At 69.0% G+C, this 16,098-nt stretch carries 13 protein-coding genes; all 13 read left to right on the top strand.

Features of this window, described 5'->3' with window-relative positions; all coding sequences use genetic code 11:
* Window positions 1–683, top strand: a 683-nt coding sequence (locus tag VA603_RS10475) for a glycosyltransferase family 2 protein (RefSeq protein ID WP_323438783.1), incomplete at its 5' end; no start/stop codon positions are given.
* A gap of 219 nt (window positions 684–902) precedes the next feature.
* Window positions 903–2,072 carry a nicotinate phosphoribosyltransferase gene (gene pncB / locus VA603_RS10480; RefSeq protein ID WP_132865035.1) on the top strand — a complete coding sequence of 390 codons (1,170 nt, stop codon included), beginning with the start codon at window positions 903–905 and terminating at the stop codon, window positions 2,070–2,072.
* A 368-nt stretch (window positions 2,073–2,440) separates the two neighbouring features.
* A complete protein-coding gene (locus VA603_RS10485) occupies window positions 2,441–3,811 on the top strand; it encodes an undecaprenyl-phosphate glucose phosphotransferase (RefSeq protein ID WP_225591605.1) in 1,371 nt (456 codons plus the stop codon).
* Window positions 3,811–4,737, top strand: coding sequence for a glycosyltransferase family 2 protein (locus VA603_RS10490; protein WP_323438785.1), 927 nt, complete (start codon window positions 3,811–3,813; stop codon window positions 4,735–4,737). Before VA603_RS10485 ends, VA603_RS10490 begins: the two co-directional genes overlap by 1 nt.
* Window positions 4,734–5,519: a polysaccharide biosynthesis/export family protein gene (locus tag VA603_RS10495; protein WP_132865032.1), complete on the top strand. Its 786-nt coding sequence runs from the start codon at window positions 4,734–4,736 to the stop codon at window positions 5,517–5,519. The genes VA603_RS10490 and VA603_RS10495 overlap by 4 nt, the downstream gene beginning before the upstream one ends.
* The gene (locus VA603_RS10500) at window positions 5,516–7,498 is read left to right on the top strand and encodes a GumC family protein (RefSeq protein ID WP_323438786.1); all 1,983 of its coding nucleotides are present in this window, start codon (window positions 5,516–5,518) and stop codon (window positions 7,496–7,498) included. The genes VA603_RS10495 and VA603_RS10500 overlap by 4 nt, the downstream gene beginning before the upstream one ends.
* The gene (locus VA603_RS10505; RefSeq protein ID WP_323438787.1) at window positions 7,499–8,662 is read left to right on the top strand and encodes a glycosyltransferase; all 1,164 of its coding nucleotides are present in this window, start codon (window positions 7,499–7,501) and stop codon (window positions 8,660–8,662) included. It begins immediately after the preceding gene.
* Complete coding sequence (locus VA603_RS10510; protein WP_323438788.1) at window positions 8,659–10,017, top strand: beta-galactosidase; 1,359 nt, start codon at window positions 8,659–8,661, stop codon at window positions 10,015–10,017. The genes VA603_RS10505 and VA603_RS10510 overlap by 4 nt, the downstream gene beginning before the upstream one ends.
* Window positions 10,017–11,219 (top strand): glycosyltransferase family 4 protein, encoded by a 1,203-nt coding sequence (locus VA603_RS10515; RefSeq protein WP_323438789.1) that lies wholly within the window; start codon window positions 10,017–10,019, stop codon window positions 11,217–11,219. Before VA603_RS10510 ends, VA603_RS10515 begins: the two co-directional genes overlap by 1 nt.
* Window positions 11,210–12,316, top strand: a complete 1,107-nt coding sequence (locus VA603_RS10520) for a glycosyltransferase family 4 protein (protein ID WP_132865028.1) — start codon at window positions 11,210–11,212, stop codon at window positions 12,314–12,316. The genes VA603_RS10515 and VA603_RS10520 overlap by 10 nt, the downstream gene beginning before the upstream one ends.
* The gene (locus VA603_RS10525) at window positions 12,313–13,710 is read left to right on the top strand and encodes an O-antigen ligase family protein (protein WP_323438790.1); all 1,398 of its coding nucleotides are present in this window, start codon (window positions 12,313–12,315) and stop codon (window positions 13,708–13,710) included. Before VA603_RS10520 ends, VA603_RS10525 begins: the two co-directional genes overlap by 4 nt.
* A complete protein-coding gene (locus VA603_RS10530) occupies window positions 13,707–14,528 on the top strand; it encodes an acyltransferase (RefSeq protein ID WP_132865026.1) in 822 nt (273 codons plus the stop codon). The genes VA603_RS10525 and VA603_RS10530 overlap by 4 nt, the downstream gene beginning before the upstream one ends.
* A 4-nt stretch (window positions 14,529–14,532) precedes the next feature.
* Window positions 14,533–15,954, top strand: a complete 1,422-nt coding sequence (locus VA603_RS10535) for a lipid II flippase MurJ (protein WP_323438791.1) — start codon at window positions 14,533–14,535, stop codon at window positions 15,952–15,954.
* The last annotated feature ends 144 nt before the right edge of the window (window positions 15,955–16,098 follow it).

The following is a 16,098-nucleotide window of genomic DNA, read 5'->3' on the forward strand; positions in this document are numbered from 1 at the left end:
GCCACGCGCTCGCCGATGCGCGCGTGCGCTTCATCGCCAACCCCGACAACCCCGGCTTCGCTACCGCCTGCAACCAGGGCGCGGCCGAATGCCACGCGGCGTGGCAGGCGTTCGTCAACCCGGACCTGATGGTCGAGCCGGACACGCTGGCGCGCCTGCGCGACCTCGGCCTGCCGTTGGGTGATTGCCTGCTGGGCGTGGAACAGGTGGACGAGCAGGGGCTGGCGGATGCGGCGGTGCGCCGTCGCGATCCGGATTTCGCCGCGATGCTGCGCCATCCGGGCGCTGGCGCGCGGTTGTCGATCGACGCCGATCGCTCGGCGCCGCTGCAGGTGGTGCCGGCGTTGTCCGGTGCCCTGCTGTTGATGCCGCGCAGCCTGTTCCAGCGCCTGGGCGGATGGGACGAGGGCTACCGGCTGCATGCCGAGGACCTGGACCTGTGCCGTCGCGCCCGAGAGGCGGGCGCGACCGTGGCCATCGCCAACGCGCTGCAGGTATTGCATGTGCGCGGCGTGTCCAGCCGCGCGCGGCCTTTCTTCGTGGAGTGGCACAAGCACCGTGGCCTGTGGCGCTACTTCCGCAAGTTCGAGGCCCCGCGGCGCAGCCTGCCGGTACGGGTGGGTGTGTGGGGCGTGATCTGGGCGCATGCGGCCCTGCAGGTGCCGCGCCTGCTGTTGCGCTGAGCCCGGTCAACGCAACGCGCGCAGCCCCGGGCGCCGGTACGAAATCCCGGCGCTTCCGGCAGGTCATGCCGGGATTGCATCCCGCCCGCGTTGGATCTGCCACGTGGACCGGAACGGACGTCCTCCAGGGGCGCGGGGCCGCATGGCCTGCAAGCCAGGCTGAACGGGTCGTCCGGGCTGCTGCACGGATTGCCACCGGCCCCGGCGCATAATGTGGGCATGATCATCCAATCCCTGCTCGACACCGACCTCTACAAGTTCACGATGATGCAGGCGGTGCTGCACCAGTACCCCGGCGCCATCGTCCAGTACCGGTTCAAGTGCCGCACGCCGGGCATCGACCTGGCCCGCTACATCGACCAGATCAACGCCGAGATCGATCACCTGTGCAGCCTGCGCTTCAGCGCCGAGGAACTGGAATACATGCGCCGGCTGCGTTTCGTGAAGCCGGACTTCGTCGATTTCCTGGGCCTGTTCCACCTGGACCGCAAGTACATCACGCTGCGCCCGTCGAGCACGGTGCCGGGCGAGATCGAGCTGGACATCACCGGCCCATGGCTGCACACCATCATGTTCGAGGTGCCGCTGCTGGCGATCATCAACGAAGTCTGGTTCCGCAACACCACCACGCCCGACTTCGCCGAAGGCGAGCGTCGCCTGCAGGCCAAGACCGCGCTGCTGCGCGACACGCCGGGCTTCGCGAACTGCCGCATCGCCGACTACGGCTCGCGCCGCCGCTATTCGCGGCAATGGCACGGCACCATGCTGCCGATGCTGCGCGATGCGCTCGGCCCGCAGTTCGTCGGCACCAGCAACGTGCACTTCGCGCGCCTGTACGGCATGACCCCGCACGGCACGATGGCGCACGAGTACCTGCAGGCGTTCCAGGCGCTGGGGCCGCGCCTGCGTGATTCGCAGGTGGCGGCGTTGGAGTCGTGGGCGCGCGAGTACCGCGGCGACCTCGGCATCGCGCTGTCCGACGTGGTTGGGCTGGAGGCCTTCCTGCGCGACTTCGACACCTATTTCTGCAAGCTGTTCGACGGCGTGCGCCATGATTCCGGCGACCCGTTCACGTGGGGCGACCGCATGCTGGCCCACTTCAAGGCCAACCGCACCGACCCGACCAGCAAGATCCTGGTGTTCAGCGACGGCCTGAACATCGAGAAGGTGATGCAGCTGTTCGATTACTTTCGTGGCCGCTGCCAGGTGGCGTTCGGGGTCGGCACGCACCTGACCAACGACCTGGGCCCAACCCCGCTGAACATCGTCATCAAGATGGTCCGCTGCAATGGCCAACCCGTCGCCAAGCTCAGTGATTCGCCGGGCAAGAGCATGTGCGATGACCCGGGTTACCTGGCCTACCTGCGTCAGGTATTCGAGCTCAAGTGAGCGCCTGGCGTCACTTTGTGACGAAGACATGGACAAAGCTGGCCTGCGAATGAACGCAGGCCGGTAAGGAAAATTCCGACTTCCAAACGTGAAGGGCGTCACGCTATTGTATTGCCATTGGGACAGGCAATGCGGTTTGATCGATCACAGGAGTGGGATCTGATCCGTTTTGCCCAATGGGGGGAAGGCGGGCTACCGCGTGGTTGAGCCGTTTGTCGTGCAGGTTGTCATGACAGGTCCGGATTGCCAGGTGGTGGCTGGCCGTCTTTCGGATTCGTCGACGAAGGCCAAGCCTCGTAATGCGCTTACCGTTTTCAGAAGCACTGTTTGCGAACACTCGGCCCGCGGTGACGCGTTGGTCGCGATTGATGGCGCGCGTGTTCCACTTCTGTGCGGCGATGGCGCCGGCGCTGCTGATCCTGTGGTTGATGCAGGTGCATGCCGGTGGCGCGATTCGCACCTATCTCGCGCTCTCCGCCGCCGCGGGCCTGCTCACCGTGCTGGTGTTCGGCGCCTTCGGCCTGTACGGGCGCGAGATGTTCAGCAACCAGCTGATGCTGCGCACGACGGTGGTGGCGTGGTCGGCCAGCTTCGGACTGGTGTTGCTGCTGCACACGCTGTTCCGGGTGATCGCCTACCTGCCGATCAAGATGGCCGTGCTCTGGTACGGGGCCACCTTGCTGCTGTTGCTGGCCGGGCGGCTGGTGATGCTGATCTTCTTCCAGCGGCAGATACGCCAGGGCCACTTCGTGGGCCGTTCGGTGATCCTCGGTGCGACCGAGAACGGTGGCCGCCTGGCCCGCCACATGCAGCAGAACGCGGACATCAGCTCCGGCCTGCTGGGCTTCATCGATGACCGCGCGCCGGACCGCATCGACTCCAGCCTGCGCCCGCAGCTGATCGGCAACTTCGCATTGCTGGAGCAGCTGATCCGCGCCAACGAGGTCGACCAGGTGCTGATGGCGCTGCCGGCCAGCGCCGAAAGCCGCAACCACCACTACGTCGCGTTGCTGCGCAAGATGCCGGTGGAGGTGTTCCTGGTGCCGGAGATGCAGGCCTTCAACTACGCGCTGCCGCGCGTGGCCGAGATCTCCGACGTGCCGATGCTGGTGGTGTCCGAGCCGCCGCTGCAGGGCTGGGCGCCAGCCTACAAGCGTGCCGAGGACCTGGTGCTGGCGTCGCTGGCGCTGCTGTTGCTGTCACCGCTGATGGTGCTGGTGGCGGCGCTGATCAAGCTGGATTCGCGCGGGCCGGTGCTGTTCCGGCAGCGCCGCTACGGCTACAACCAGCAGCTGATCGAGGTCTACAAGTTCCGCTCGATGTACCACGACCAGCGCGACATGGACGCCGCGGTGCAGACCCGCGCCGGCGACCCGCGCGTGACCCGGGTCGGACGCTTCATCCGCAAGAGCAGCATCGACGAGCTGCCGCAGCTGTTCAACGTGCTGGCCGGCAGCATGTCGATGGTGGGCCCGCGCCCGCATGCCACAGCGACCAAGGCGGCCGACATCCCGTTCGAGGAAGCCGTGGCCGATTACGTGGCCCGGCACAAGGTAAAGCCCGGCATCACCGGGTTGGCGCAGGTGCATGGCTATCGCGGCGAGACCGACACGCTGGAGAAGATCCAGAAGCGCGTGGAGTACGACCTGGCCTATATCGAGAACTGGTCGCTGGGCTTGGACATCTTCATCCTGCTGCGCACCCTGCCGGCGGTCCTGTCGATGAAGGCCGCGTACTGATGGCCGCCCGGCGCGTGGTGCTGGTGATCCCGGTGCGCAACGGCGAGCCGTTCCTGGAGCGCATGTTGCCGGCGCTGCGGGCGCAGAGCCTGCAGCCGGACGAGATCCTGGTCATCGACAGCGCCTCGCGCGACCAGAGCGTGGCGCGCTGGCGTGCGTTCGGCGCACGCGTGGTGGAGATCGACGCGGCCACCTTCAATCACGGTGGTACGCGCGGCTGGGCGTCCACGCTGGTCGAGGCCGACGTGCTGATCTACATGACCCAGGACGCGATCCCGGTGCCGCCGGATGCGTTGGCCAGGCTGGTCGCCGGCCTGTATGCCGCCGATGACATCGGCTTGGCCTACGGGCGCCAGCTGCCGCATCCGGAGGCCGGGGTGCTGGCGCGGCATGCAAGGGCGTTCAACTACCCGGTGCAGGGGCGCGTCAAGCGCCTGGCCGATGCCGGCGAGCTGGGCATCAAGACCTGCTTCACCTCCGATGCGTTCTGCGCCTACCGCATGGACGCGCTGGTCGCGGTGGGCGGCTTTCCGCAGGACGTGATCGGCAGCGAGGACGCGCACGTGGCCGGGCGCATGCTGCTGGATGGCTATGCGGTGAACTACGTCGCCGACGCGCAGGCCTGGCATTCGCACGACTACTCCATCGCCGAGGAGTTCCGCCGCTACTTCGACATCGGCGTGTTCTATTCGCGCGAGCGCTGGATCGCCGAGCGCTTCGGGCGCGCCGGCGGCGAGGGCGGGCGCTTCGTCAGGTCGGAGCTGGCCGCGCTGCGGCGCGAGCGGCAGTGGATGCGGGTTCCCGGCGCACTGTTACGCAGTGCCGCGAAACTGTTGGGTTATCGATTGGGGCACCTGGAACGCAGGCTGCCATTGGCAGTCAAGCGCAGGGTCAGCATGTTCCCCGGTTACTGGAGGCAGCAGTGAATACGAGCAGAGTGATGGTGATGGCGTTGTTGGCGATGCTGTGCACGGCGTGCGCGATGCCAAACGTCGTCAAGCTGCCTTCGGGCAAGGTGATCGAGCAGGGCCAGATCACCAACTTCAGCCCCGAGCAGTTGCCGGCGCCGGTGCTGCGGGTCTACACCGGCGACGTGCTGCGGATCGTGCGCGATGCGCAGACCCCGGCCGAGAAAGACGAGGCCACGCTGTACCGGGTGCGTCCGGACGGGATGATCGCCTATCCGTTCATCGGCACGGTCAAGGCCGGTGGCCGCACTCCGGAGGACGTGGGCGATGAGATCACTCGGCGGCTGGATGCGATCTACCGCGAGCCGAAGGTGACCGTGAACATCGCCGAGGCGCCCGGCAGCCGCGTCTACGTGGGCGGCGCGGTGCGCAACCCGGGCGTGTTCGACCTGGGCTCGACGGTCAATGTCGCCCAGGCCATCACCGCCACCGGCGGCGTGCTGCCCACCGCCGACAGCCGCCACGTGGCGCTGGTGCGCCAGGACGAGCAGGGCGTGCAGCAGGTGTACTTCTTCGACTATGCGGCGCTGCTGGGCGCCGGCACCAATGGCAGCCGCAGCATCGGGCTGCAGCGCGGCGACCTGGTGTTCGTGCCCAGCTCGCGCATCGGCAATGCGATCCAGCGCGTGGACATGTACGTCGGCCAGCTGCTGATGTTCCGCGGTTTCGGCGCGTCGGCGAATTACCAGATCAACGAACCTTCCTACAAGATCAACACCCCCGACGGGAGCGTCCCGTGATCGAGATCCGTAGCCTGCGCGACGCACTGCGCCTGCTCTTCATCTTCGGCAGGGAGTTCAAGCTCGCCCTGCTGACGACCCTGGCCGTGGTGATCCTGGGCGCGTTCCTGCTGCCCAACCGCTACGTCTCCGATGCCCGCCTGCTGGTCAAGCCGACCGAGAGCGCCAGCGTGCAGCTGCCGGTGCAACCGGGCCCGGACGCCGGCTTCGTGCAGCAGAGCCCGCAGCGCGACCCGCTGCTGGACGAGGAGAAGATGGCCACCAGCGCGCCGGTGATGCTGAAGGTGGCGCAGACCTACCTGGCGATGTCCTCGGTGCCGCCGAAGGGGGGCTGGGCCCTGTTCAAGTTCCGCATGGGCCAGGCGCTGTCCTGGTGCAAGGAGATGCTGCGCAACGTGCTGGTCGGCATCGGCCTGATGGACGAGGCGCCGGTGGCGGACCGGCTGGCCGCACGCCTGGCCAAGAAGCTGCAGGTCAGCCACGACCCCGGCTCCAACGTGATGGAGATGCGGGTCAGCTGGAACGACCCGCACGTGGCCCAGGGCATTTCCCGTGCCTGGGTGGATGCCTACTTCGACGAGCGTGCCAAGGCTGCCGGCGGCGAGGCGTTGTTCAATTTCTACGAAGAGCAGAACCGCGAGCTCAACGACAGCATCATCGCGCTCAAGCGCCAGCTGCGCGAGCAGTTGCGGGTGATCGACGCCACCAGCGTGGAGCAGCGCATCGAGGACGTCACCGACCAGCTGCAGAAGCTGTACCGCCAGCGCCGCGAGCTGCAGGCCGAGCGCGAGGCACTGGTGGGCATCCTTGGCTCGGCCGGCCGGCAGCTGCCGGCGGTGGCCGGTGAAGTGGTGACCGAGCGCGAGATCAGCCTCAATCCGGAGCGCGAGGACCTGAAGCTGAAGTTGAACGGGCTCAAGCAGCAACGACTGGACCTGTTGCGCAACTTCAAGGAAGGCGCGCCGCCGGTGCGTGCGCTGGACGAGAGCATCGCCGCGCTGGAAGCGGAGATCAACGGCGTGGACGGCAACGTGGTGCGCTCGCGCAACGTCGCGCCGAACGCGCTGGGTGCGCGCCTGCGCCAGGACATGCAGGACGCGCGCCTCAACGTGGCCAAGATCGATGCCAACGTCGCCGAGATCGACAGCCAGATCAAGCAGCTGCAGGGCGAGCGCGAGGAAGTGATGTCGGCCGAGCCGTCGCTGTCGCGGCTGAGCCTGGAGCTGTCCTCGGCGGAGAAGACCTTTGCCCAGTACTCGGATTACCTGCTGCGCGCACGCGTGATCCGCGACCTCAACCGTGCCCGGTTGAGCAACGTGGCGCTGGTCGGGCAGTCCAGCTTCACCCCGTCGCGCGTGTTCCCCAAGAGCATGCTGATGCTGCTGCTGTCGATCCCGGTGGCGTTCGCGGTGGCGCTGGTGGTGGTGTTCCTGCTGTACCTGATGGACCAGCGCATCCATGACGGCGGCCGCCTGGAGAAGACCCTGGGCGTGCCCTTGCTGGCGACGGTGCCGGAGATCCTGCACGACGTGGACGGCTCGCAGCCGCTGCGTGCCGCGCTGTACCGCATCTACTGCCGGCTGCCGCTGGAGCAGATCGCCGCGCAGGGGTTGTCAGTGGGCCTCACGTCCAGCCGCAGTGGCGAAGGCGTGAGCTTCATCGCCTCGCGCCTGGCCATCGTGCTGCGCCAGCAGGGCTACAGCGTGCGCGATGGCCAGCTGCCGGCCGGCCCCGGCGAGGTGGTGCTGGTGCAGGCACCGCCGGTCAGCGACGAGAACGCGCTGATCCAGCTGCGCGGCTGCGACCGCATCGTGCTGGTGGTGAAGACCCGCAGCACCACGGTACCGGCGGTGGAGAACGCGATCGCGTTGCTGCGCGACGCGCTGGGTCATGTCGATGGCGTGGTGCTGAACCGCCGCGTGTTCGAGATCCCGCCGCGTTACTGGAAGCCGATCAGCCGTTGGCTCGGGGCGTACTGAGTGCGGCTTGCCCTGCTCGCGCCGTTGCCGCCGTTGCAGAACGGTATCGCCGACTATGCGCAGGCATGGATGACGGCCGTGCGCGGCGCCGGCGTGGAGGTGGTGGTGCCACCGCAGCGGCAGGGGCAATGGGACACCGCCGATGCCGGCTTCTGGCAGGGCATCGACGGGGTGCACGCCGAACTGGGCGGTGGCCGCGGGCCGGAGTTCGTGGCGCTGGAGCAATTGCGCGCACGCTTCCCGCGGCTGCCATTGAGCGCGACCGTGCATGACCCGGAGCGCCTGATCTGGCGTTCGCCCAGCCCGCCGCGCGGGCTGGGGCGCTGGCTGGCCGCCGCACCGCGGCCGTTGCCGCAGCTGCTGGCGCTGTCGCAGGACCGCCGCACACTGGCGCGCGAACGCGCGTTGGCGCGCCAGCTCGATGCCATGGTCGCGCTGACACGCACCGGCGGACAGGTGCTGGTCGAACGCATGCAGATAGCCGCGGACAAGGTGCATTTCATCGCGCACGGCAATGGCGTGTTCGCGCCGCAGCCGTTGCCGGAGGCGACGCCGCTGCAGCTGCTGTACTTCGGTTTCATCTACCCGGGCAAGGGCATCGAGGACCTGCTCGATGCCCTGGCGCTGGTGCGCCGGCAACGGCCGGAGGCCGCGGTGCGCCTGACCATGGCCGGCGGCAGCGCGCCGGAGCTGGCCTTCGGCAGCCGGGGGGACTATGTGGCCGAACTGCGCGAGCGTGCGCAGCGGCTGGGCGTCGGTGACTGGATCCAGTGGCGGCTGGACCTGCCCGCCGCGCAGATCGTGCCCTGCGTGCAGGACCACCACGTGATGCTGCTGCCCTATCGTGATTCGAAGAAGCTGGCCCTGCTCGGGCGCATGCGTGGCACCAGTGGTGCGCTGTCCTGGGCCAATGCCTGCGGCCGGGGCGTGATCGCCTCCGATGCGCGTGCCTTCGCCGAGGAGGTATCGCACGGCAACGGCGTGGTGTTCGCGCAGGGCGACCCCACCGCGCTGGCCGGGCGGATCATCGCGCTGGTCGATGCGCCGGCACAGGCCTCGGCCTGGGCCGCCGGTGCCGCGGCGCTGGGACAACAACGGCAATGGCCGCGTGTCGCCGCGCAGTTCGCGGCGCTGTTCGCCTCGTTGCAGGAGAGTGGACGATGAACCTTGCAATTGCCCGTCCCGCGAAGCGGTGGTGGCGGCGCGCGGCGCTGCTGCTGGTGGCGCTGGCGGCCCTGCTCGGCGGGGTCAGTGCCTGTGCCAAGGGCGAACGCCCGGCGATGGAGCTGGTGCCGCCGCGCGCGGTGGAGTGGCGCGATTTCCTGGGCGTGAACGCGCATTTCCTCTGGTTCGAACCGGCGCGTTACCGGCAGCAGATAGACCAGCTGCAGGCGTTGGGCCTGCAATGGGTACGCGTGGACCTGCACTGGGACACCATCGAGCCGCGCGAAGGCGTGTTCCGCTGGGACGTGCTGGATCCGTTGATGGCCGAGATCCAGCGCCGTGGCCTGAAGGCCGAGGTGTACCTGGTGGGTTCGGCGCCGCATGCGACCTCGGCCCCGGCCGGCAGCCCGTATCCGGACCAGTACCCGCCCAAGGATCCGGCGCTGTACGCCAAGGCACTGGTGCTGCTGGCCCAGCGCTACCCGCAGGTCGACGCCTGGCAGGTCTGGAACGAACCCAACCTGCCGGCGTTCTGGCGTCCGCGCGAGGACCCGGCGGCCTATGGCCGGTTGCTGCTGACCTCCGTCAACGCGATGCGCACCGGTGCGCCGGGCCGCCAGGTCGTGCTCGGCGGCATGGGCTACTTCAGCCAGATGCCGACCCGTGGCGGTGGCCTGATGGTGGAGGAGTTGGCCAAGGGCGGCCTGTATTCGCTGGACGTGATCACCGCCTATCACCCGTATTCGCTGTACCCGGAGGGCGACGACCCGAAGGCGATGGATTTCATCCTGCGTGCGCAGCAGGCCAACGCCGCGCTGCGCGCGGCCGGCGCACACGCCATCTGGGCCGACGAGTGGGGCTGGTCGAGCTACGACGGTCCCAAGGAAGAGCAGCCGATCATCGGCGTGCAGGGCCAGGCCGACTACGTCACCCGCCGGCTGGCGCTGATGAGCGCGCTGGATTACGACAAGGTGTTCCTGTTCGCGTTGAGCGACCTGGACAGCCGCGCCGGCGCGCGTGACCGTCGCTACGGCCTGCTGGACGAACGCGCCCAGCCCAAGCCGGTCTACGCCGCCGTGCAGCGCATGTTGCGCCTGACCGGCCCCCGCATCACGCCGGGCAAGGCGCCGGCGCTGGCCACGGTGCCGCCGGGGTTGGTCAGCATCGCCTGGCAACGCGAGGATGGCCGTCGCCTGTGGTTCTTCTGGGCCGACGCGCCCGGCCAGGTGCAGCTGCGCGGCGTGGAGCATGCACAGCTGCACGATGTCCTGGGCGGTGGCGTGCGGGCATTGCAGGCCGACGCCGGCAGCCTGGCCGTGCCGGTCGGTACCACGCTGTCGATCCTGGAGTGGTGATGCGACCGCTGCGCCTGCTCTGGGTGATGCCGTACCTGCCGTGGCCGACCACCAGCGGTGGCAAGCTGCGCCAGTACCACCTGCTGCGTTGCCTGGCCGCACGCGGCCACCGCATCACATTGCTGGTGCAGAGCAAGGTGCCGCTGGACCGCCAGGCGCGCGAGCAGCTGGAACCCCTGCTGGAGCGGCTGGTGGTGCTGGAGCGACGCCCGCTGAAATCCGTTCGCACCTTGATGGCGGCGCTGTTGTCGCCGGTGCCGTTGCTGGCCTCGGTCAACGGCCATGCACCGGCCTTCGCGCGGGCACTGGACCGCCTGCTGGCCGAGCCGTGGGACGTGGTGCAGCTGGAACACTCCTACATGTACGAACCGTGCCGCGCGCCGCTGCGCCGCCACCAGCGTGACTTCATCGTCAGCGAGCACAACGTGGAATCCACGCTGGCCGAGGTGACCTACAGTCGCCTGCCGGCGGTGCTGCGGCCCCTGGCCGGGCTCGACCGCGGGCGCTACCAGCGCTGGGAGCGGCAGGTGCTGTCGGCCGCGCGCAAGGTGATCGCCTTGACCGGCGAGGATGCGAAGGTGTTCGCACCGTACAGCCGGCAACCGGTGGCGGTGGTGGTCAACGGCACCGACACCGCGGCATTCGCCGACGTGGTGCCTGATCCAGGGCAACGCCGCGTGTTGTTCATCGGCAACTTCGAGTACGCGCCCAACATCGATGCGGTGGAGTGGATGCTGGACGTGATCATGCCCGCGCTCTGGAAGCATTCGCCGGACGTGCGCCTGTGCCTGTGCGGGCACGCATTGCCGACGCAGTGGGCCGGGCGCTGGACCGACCCGCGCATCGAGTGGCGCGGCTTCGTGCCGCGACTGCAGGGCGTGCAGGCACAGAGCAGCGTGTTTTTGGCCGCGTTGCGCGATGGCGGCGGGTCCAAGCTGAAGGTGCTGGAGGCGATGGCCGCCGGGCTGCCGCTGGTGGCCACGCCGCAGGCGGTGTCGGGCCTGGCCGTGCAGCCGGGGGTGCATTACGCCGGTGGCGCGCAGGCCGACGCGCTGGTGGCGGCGCTGCGGCAGCTGCTGGAGGATCCTGCCCAGGCACATGCGCTGGGCGAGGCCGGGCGCGACTACGTGCGCCAGCACCACGACTGGAGCCGCTCGGCCGACCAGCTCGAAGCCGTCTACGCGGAGCTGACATGCGCATAGGCATCGACTACCGCCCGGTGACCGCCGCGCCGTACTCGGGCATCGCCCGCCAGGTGCTGGCGCTGGAGCAGGCCCTGCTGGCCAGCGGTCGTGGCGAGCTGGTGCGTTTCAGCATGGCACCGCTGCAGCATCCGCACCGCGCGATCGCCTGCTGTCCGGCGCAGGACGTCCCGGCCGCGGGCCTGCACCGGCCGCAGGCGCGGCTGGCGTTCGAGATCGGCTTCCTGCCCAAGGCGCTGGCCGGGCAGGGCATCGACCTGTACATCGCCACCGCCAACAGCGGCCTGCCGTGGCCGCGTCCGCGCGGGCTCAAGCACCAGGTGCAGCTGCTGCACGACCTGTTCCAGCTGACCCTGGCCGGGCGGCATGCCAGCTGGTTGCATGGGCGGGTGTACGGCACGATGGACAGGACGCTGATCGGCCACGCGTTGCGCGCGGCCGACGCGATCTGGACGCCGTCGCAGTACAGCGCGGGGCAGGCGGCGCGGTTGTTCCCGCGCAGCGCCGGCAAGCTCGCGGTGTTGCCCAATGCGGTGGCTGCACTGGCCACGCCGGACCCCCTGCGTGACCCGACCCTGCCGCGCCGCTACTGGCTGGTGGTGGGCACCCGCGAGCCCCGCAAGAACATTCCCTTCCTGCTCGAACACTGGCAGGCCCTGCGTGACGGCGGCCTGCTGCTGCCGGACCTGGTGCTGGTGGGCGATCCGGGCGACGTGCCGGAATGGTTGGCCGACCTGCCGGGCCTGCACTGGCGCAGTGGCCTGAGCGATGCCGCGTTGTCGCGGCTGTACCACGACGCCGAACGGTTGTGGCACCCGGCCACCGCCGAGGGCTTCGGCCTGCCGGTGATCGAGGCGCTGGCCTGTGGCACCCCGGTGGCGGTGGCCACCGGCAGCGCGCTGGATGAAATCACCCCGCGCCAGGCGTTGCGTTTCGACCCCCGCGATGCCGACGCGCTGCGCGAAGCATTGCGGGACGCGGCCACCGGCCGGCGCGCGGAGGAAAGCGTTGCCGTGCTGCAGGCCGCGGCGGCGCGCTATGCGCCGGCGCACTACCAGCAGCGCGTGCTGCAGTTGCTGGACGAGGTGCTGCGGTGAAGCTGGGCACCACCGTCGCGGTGCTGTGCGGGGTGCTGTTCGGCAGCCTGCTGCTGGTGTTGCCGCCGTCCAAGTTCTTCGTGCTGCTTGCGGGCTTTCCGGCGGCGCTGGTGATACTGCGCTGGCCGGTGGTGGGCCTGTCCCTGTTCGCGTTGTCGGCCACGTTCATGCCGTACAGCACGTTGCAGGTCGGCATCCGCTTCACCGTGGCCGAGGCGATGCTGGGCCTGACCTGGGCCGGGGTCATGCTCCAGTTGTTCTTCCAGAAGCTGGAGCGTCCGGACTGGGGCGGGGTGGAGCGTTCGCTGCTGTTGTTGATGGCCTTCAGCGCGTTTCCGTTCCTGGTCGGCCAGGTGATGGTGGTGGCCGATGGCAATGGCCCGGTGAACTGGGTGCGCTGGCTGGCCAACCTGTCGCCGCTGCTGCTGGCACCGTTGATGCTGTCGCAGCAGAAGCAACGCGAGCAGCTGATGGTGATGCTGCTGCTGGGCAACCTGGCCATGCTGCTGCTCTCGCTCGGCATGTTCATCAAGTCGCGCAGCGCGCTGGACATGATCCCGATCCTGGAGAAGGCGCGGTACGCGCACCCGGAAGCCCTGCTGGACATCTTCAGCGCCGAGAACGCGCGCCTGGGCACGCCGTGGGTGCATCCCAATCTGACCGGCGGCGCGATGGCCCTGTTCGTGCCGATGGCGGCGTTCCAAGCCCTTTACCAGCATGGCTGGCGGCGCCTGCTCGGCGCGGCGGTGGCGGTGTTGGGCACGGCGGCGCTGCTGTTGAGCAGCTCGCGCGGCGCCATCCTGGCCATCGGCGTGATGCTGCTGTGGCTGTCGTGGCTGCGCGTGCCCTACGCGCGGGCGATGGTGCTGGCCGGGGTGCTGGGCGGCGTGGTGCTGGCGGTAAGCTACCCGCCGCTGCAGGACCGCCTGGCCACCATGTTCTCCTCTGACAACGCCAGTACCGAAGTGCGCGTGGACGAGTACAAGCGCTTCCCGGAGGCGGTGGCCCGCTATCCGCTGGGCATCGGCTTCCGTACCGAGCCGCCGGTCCCAGGCAGCGGCCTGCTCGGCATCTCCAACCTGTGGCTGTACTACATGTACAAGCTGGGCCTGCTCGGCATGCTGCTGTACGGCGTGGTGACCTGGCGCTGGTGGAAGCAGGTGCGTCCGCAGGGCAAGGTCACGGCCATCGATGCACGCAATGGCATGTGGATGGGCTGTACCACCGGCCTGCTGGCCGCGCTGGTCACCGGCCTGATCGATCACTACTACAGTTTCACCATGGTGCTGGTCGCACTGTTCTGGCTGGTGATGGGCATGGGGCTGCAGAGCGCCGATGCCGTGCCGGCCGACGCGCCAGGCCGTCCGTCATCGTCTTCGAGGAAGCAGGCATGAGACATCGTATTTTCCATTCGACGGACCTGCGCTCGCGGCTGGGCGACTATGCCGCGCGCATGGGCGTGGACACGCCGGCGCTGCTGGCCGCCTACGAATGGCTGCTGGCCAACGAGGGCGCGTTCGAGGAACCCAGCGGCGACGAAGTACGCGTCTCGATCTGTTCGGTGGACATCGAGCCTACCTTGCAGGACCCGTTGGGCCGGCGCCTGTACCACGAGCTCAAGGGCGAGGTGCCCACCCAGCTGGTGCCGCGTTACGGCAAGAACTGGGCCACGCTGAAGGACCGTTGCCTGCGGCTGTGGGAGCAGGTCTACAACATCGCCATCAACAAGGTGCCGTTCCACTGGGTGCGGCTGACCTGGCTGCGCATCGGCGGGGCGAAGATCGGCGAGGGCTCCACCATCTGGCGCAACACCGAGGTGCTGGGCGTGAACAACCTGGTGATCGGCAAGGACAGCGTCATCGCCTGGCATTGCCAGATCGACGCACGCGCCGGGCTGCGCATCGGCGACCACGTCGCCATCGCCTCGCACGTGCTGATCATCGCCGGCACGCATGACCTGACCGCGCCGGAGTTCTGGTCGGTGTCCGCGCCGATCGTGATCGAGGACTACGTGTGGATCGCCAGCCGCGCGCTGGTGGCGCATGGCGCGCACCTGGGGCGCGGCTGCGTGATCACCGCCAACACCGTGGTCGCCAAGGAAGTCGCGCCCTACAAGATCATCGGCGGCAGCGGTGCCAAGCCGATGGGCGAGCGCCCGCACAACCTCAACTACAAGGTGGGCGGCAAGAACCTGCTGACCCTGCTGCACTGAGCCGATGTTCCGCGCCACGCTCTGGCTGACGCTGGCGACCATCGCCGGGCTGGCGCTCGGCTTCGGCCGCGAGTGGCTGCTGGTCGATGCCTGGGGGGCGGGCGCGCGCACCGATGCGTTCCTGGTCGGCATGTTCCTGCCCGAGGCGATCCGCATGACGCTGGCCGCCGGGTTGTTGTCCTCGGCGGCGCTGCCGCTGTACCAGCAACTGGCCGGCGAACGGCGCGTGGGCTGGTTGTCCGCGCAGGTCTCGAGCCTGGTGCTGCTGGGCCTTGCGCTGGCGGTGCTGTTGGCGATCGCCGCACCGTTGTGGGTGCGGCTGATCGGCCCGGGCCTGTCCGCTTCCGCGCAGCACGATGCCTCGGCCAGCCTGACGATCCTGGCGGCCAGCGTGCCGTTGCTGCTGCTGCATGCCCTGGCCGCGGCCGTGGCCCAGGCGCAGGAGCGCTTCCTGGTCGCCGGCTTGGGCTCGTTCCTCTACAACCTGCCTGCGGTGGTGCTGTTGCTGCTGCAGCGTGGCAGCACCGACGAACACCGCCTGGCCTGGGCCTTCGTCCTCGGCGCGGTGCTGATGCTGGCCTCGATGCTGCCGCTGCTGTGGCGCAGCGGTTGGCGCCCCTGGCGTTGGCAGTGGCAGGTGCAGGACATCGCGCTGCTGTACCGCCGCCTGGCGCCATTGCTGGCCAGCGCCGGCGCCAGCCAGGGACTGGTGCTGCTGGAGCGCATCTGCGCGTCCTTCCTCGGCGAAGGGGCGATCACGCTGGTCAACCTGGCGCGCAAGCTGGTCAACCTGCCGCTGGTCGCGTTGATGAGCCTGAACCAGGTGGTGCTGGCGCGCATGACCCGGCTGGCCGATGACCCGCAGGCGCGCCGCGCGGCCCTGCAGGTCGGCATGCTGGCCACCGCCGCATTGACCGTGCCGGCGGCGGCCGGCCTGATCGGCGCCGCGCCCGCGCTGGTGCAACTGCTGTTGCCGGCGGGAATGGCGCAGGGGCCGCTGCCGATGCTGCTGGCGTGGTTCGCCTGCGTGATCGTGTTCGGCGCGTGGAACGCGCTGCTCGCGCGCTATGCCTATGCCGCCGGCGATACCCTGTTGCCGATGCGCTGCGAGCTGCTCGGCAGCGCGGTCAACGCACTGGCATTGCTGCTGGTGCCCATGGTTACCGGCATGGCCGGTATCGCCTGGGCGGCGCTGGCCGGCATCCTCGTCACCGCCGTGCTGTTCCTGCATCGGTACCGCTTGCTGGGCCAGCAATGGGTCCTGCGCTTGCCTGCGGTGGCCAGCATCGCGTTGCTGGTATCGGCGCTGCTGCTGTACCCGTCGCCGGGACCATGGCTGCAACTGGGCGCAGCGTCAGTGCATGCGGCGCTGTGGTTGCTGGTGCTGGGCGCATGGAGCGTGCGACAGGCGCGCCGCGCGGCCTGAGCGGTGATGCGGCGGCGTGCCGCCGAGCCCATCATGGGTAATCAATGACCACGACGTAATCGCCCTGCAGGCGTGCCTGTTGCGCGCCGCGCAGGGGATAGCGTGCGGAGATGCCCCGCTGCTCCGTACCCGGATCATCGCCGG

The sequence above is a fragment of the Stenotrophomonas capsici genome (assembly GCF_034961085.1).
GTDB classification, from domain to species: Bacteria; Pseudomonadota; Gammaproteobacteria; order Xanthomonadales; family Xanthomonadaceae; genus Stenotrophomonas; species Stenotrophomonas capsici.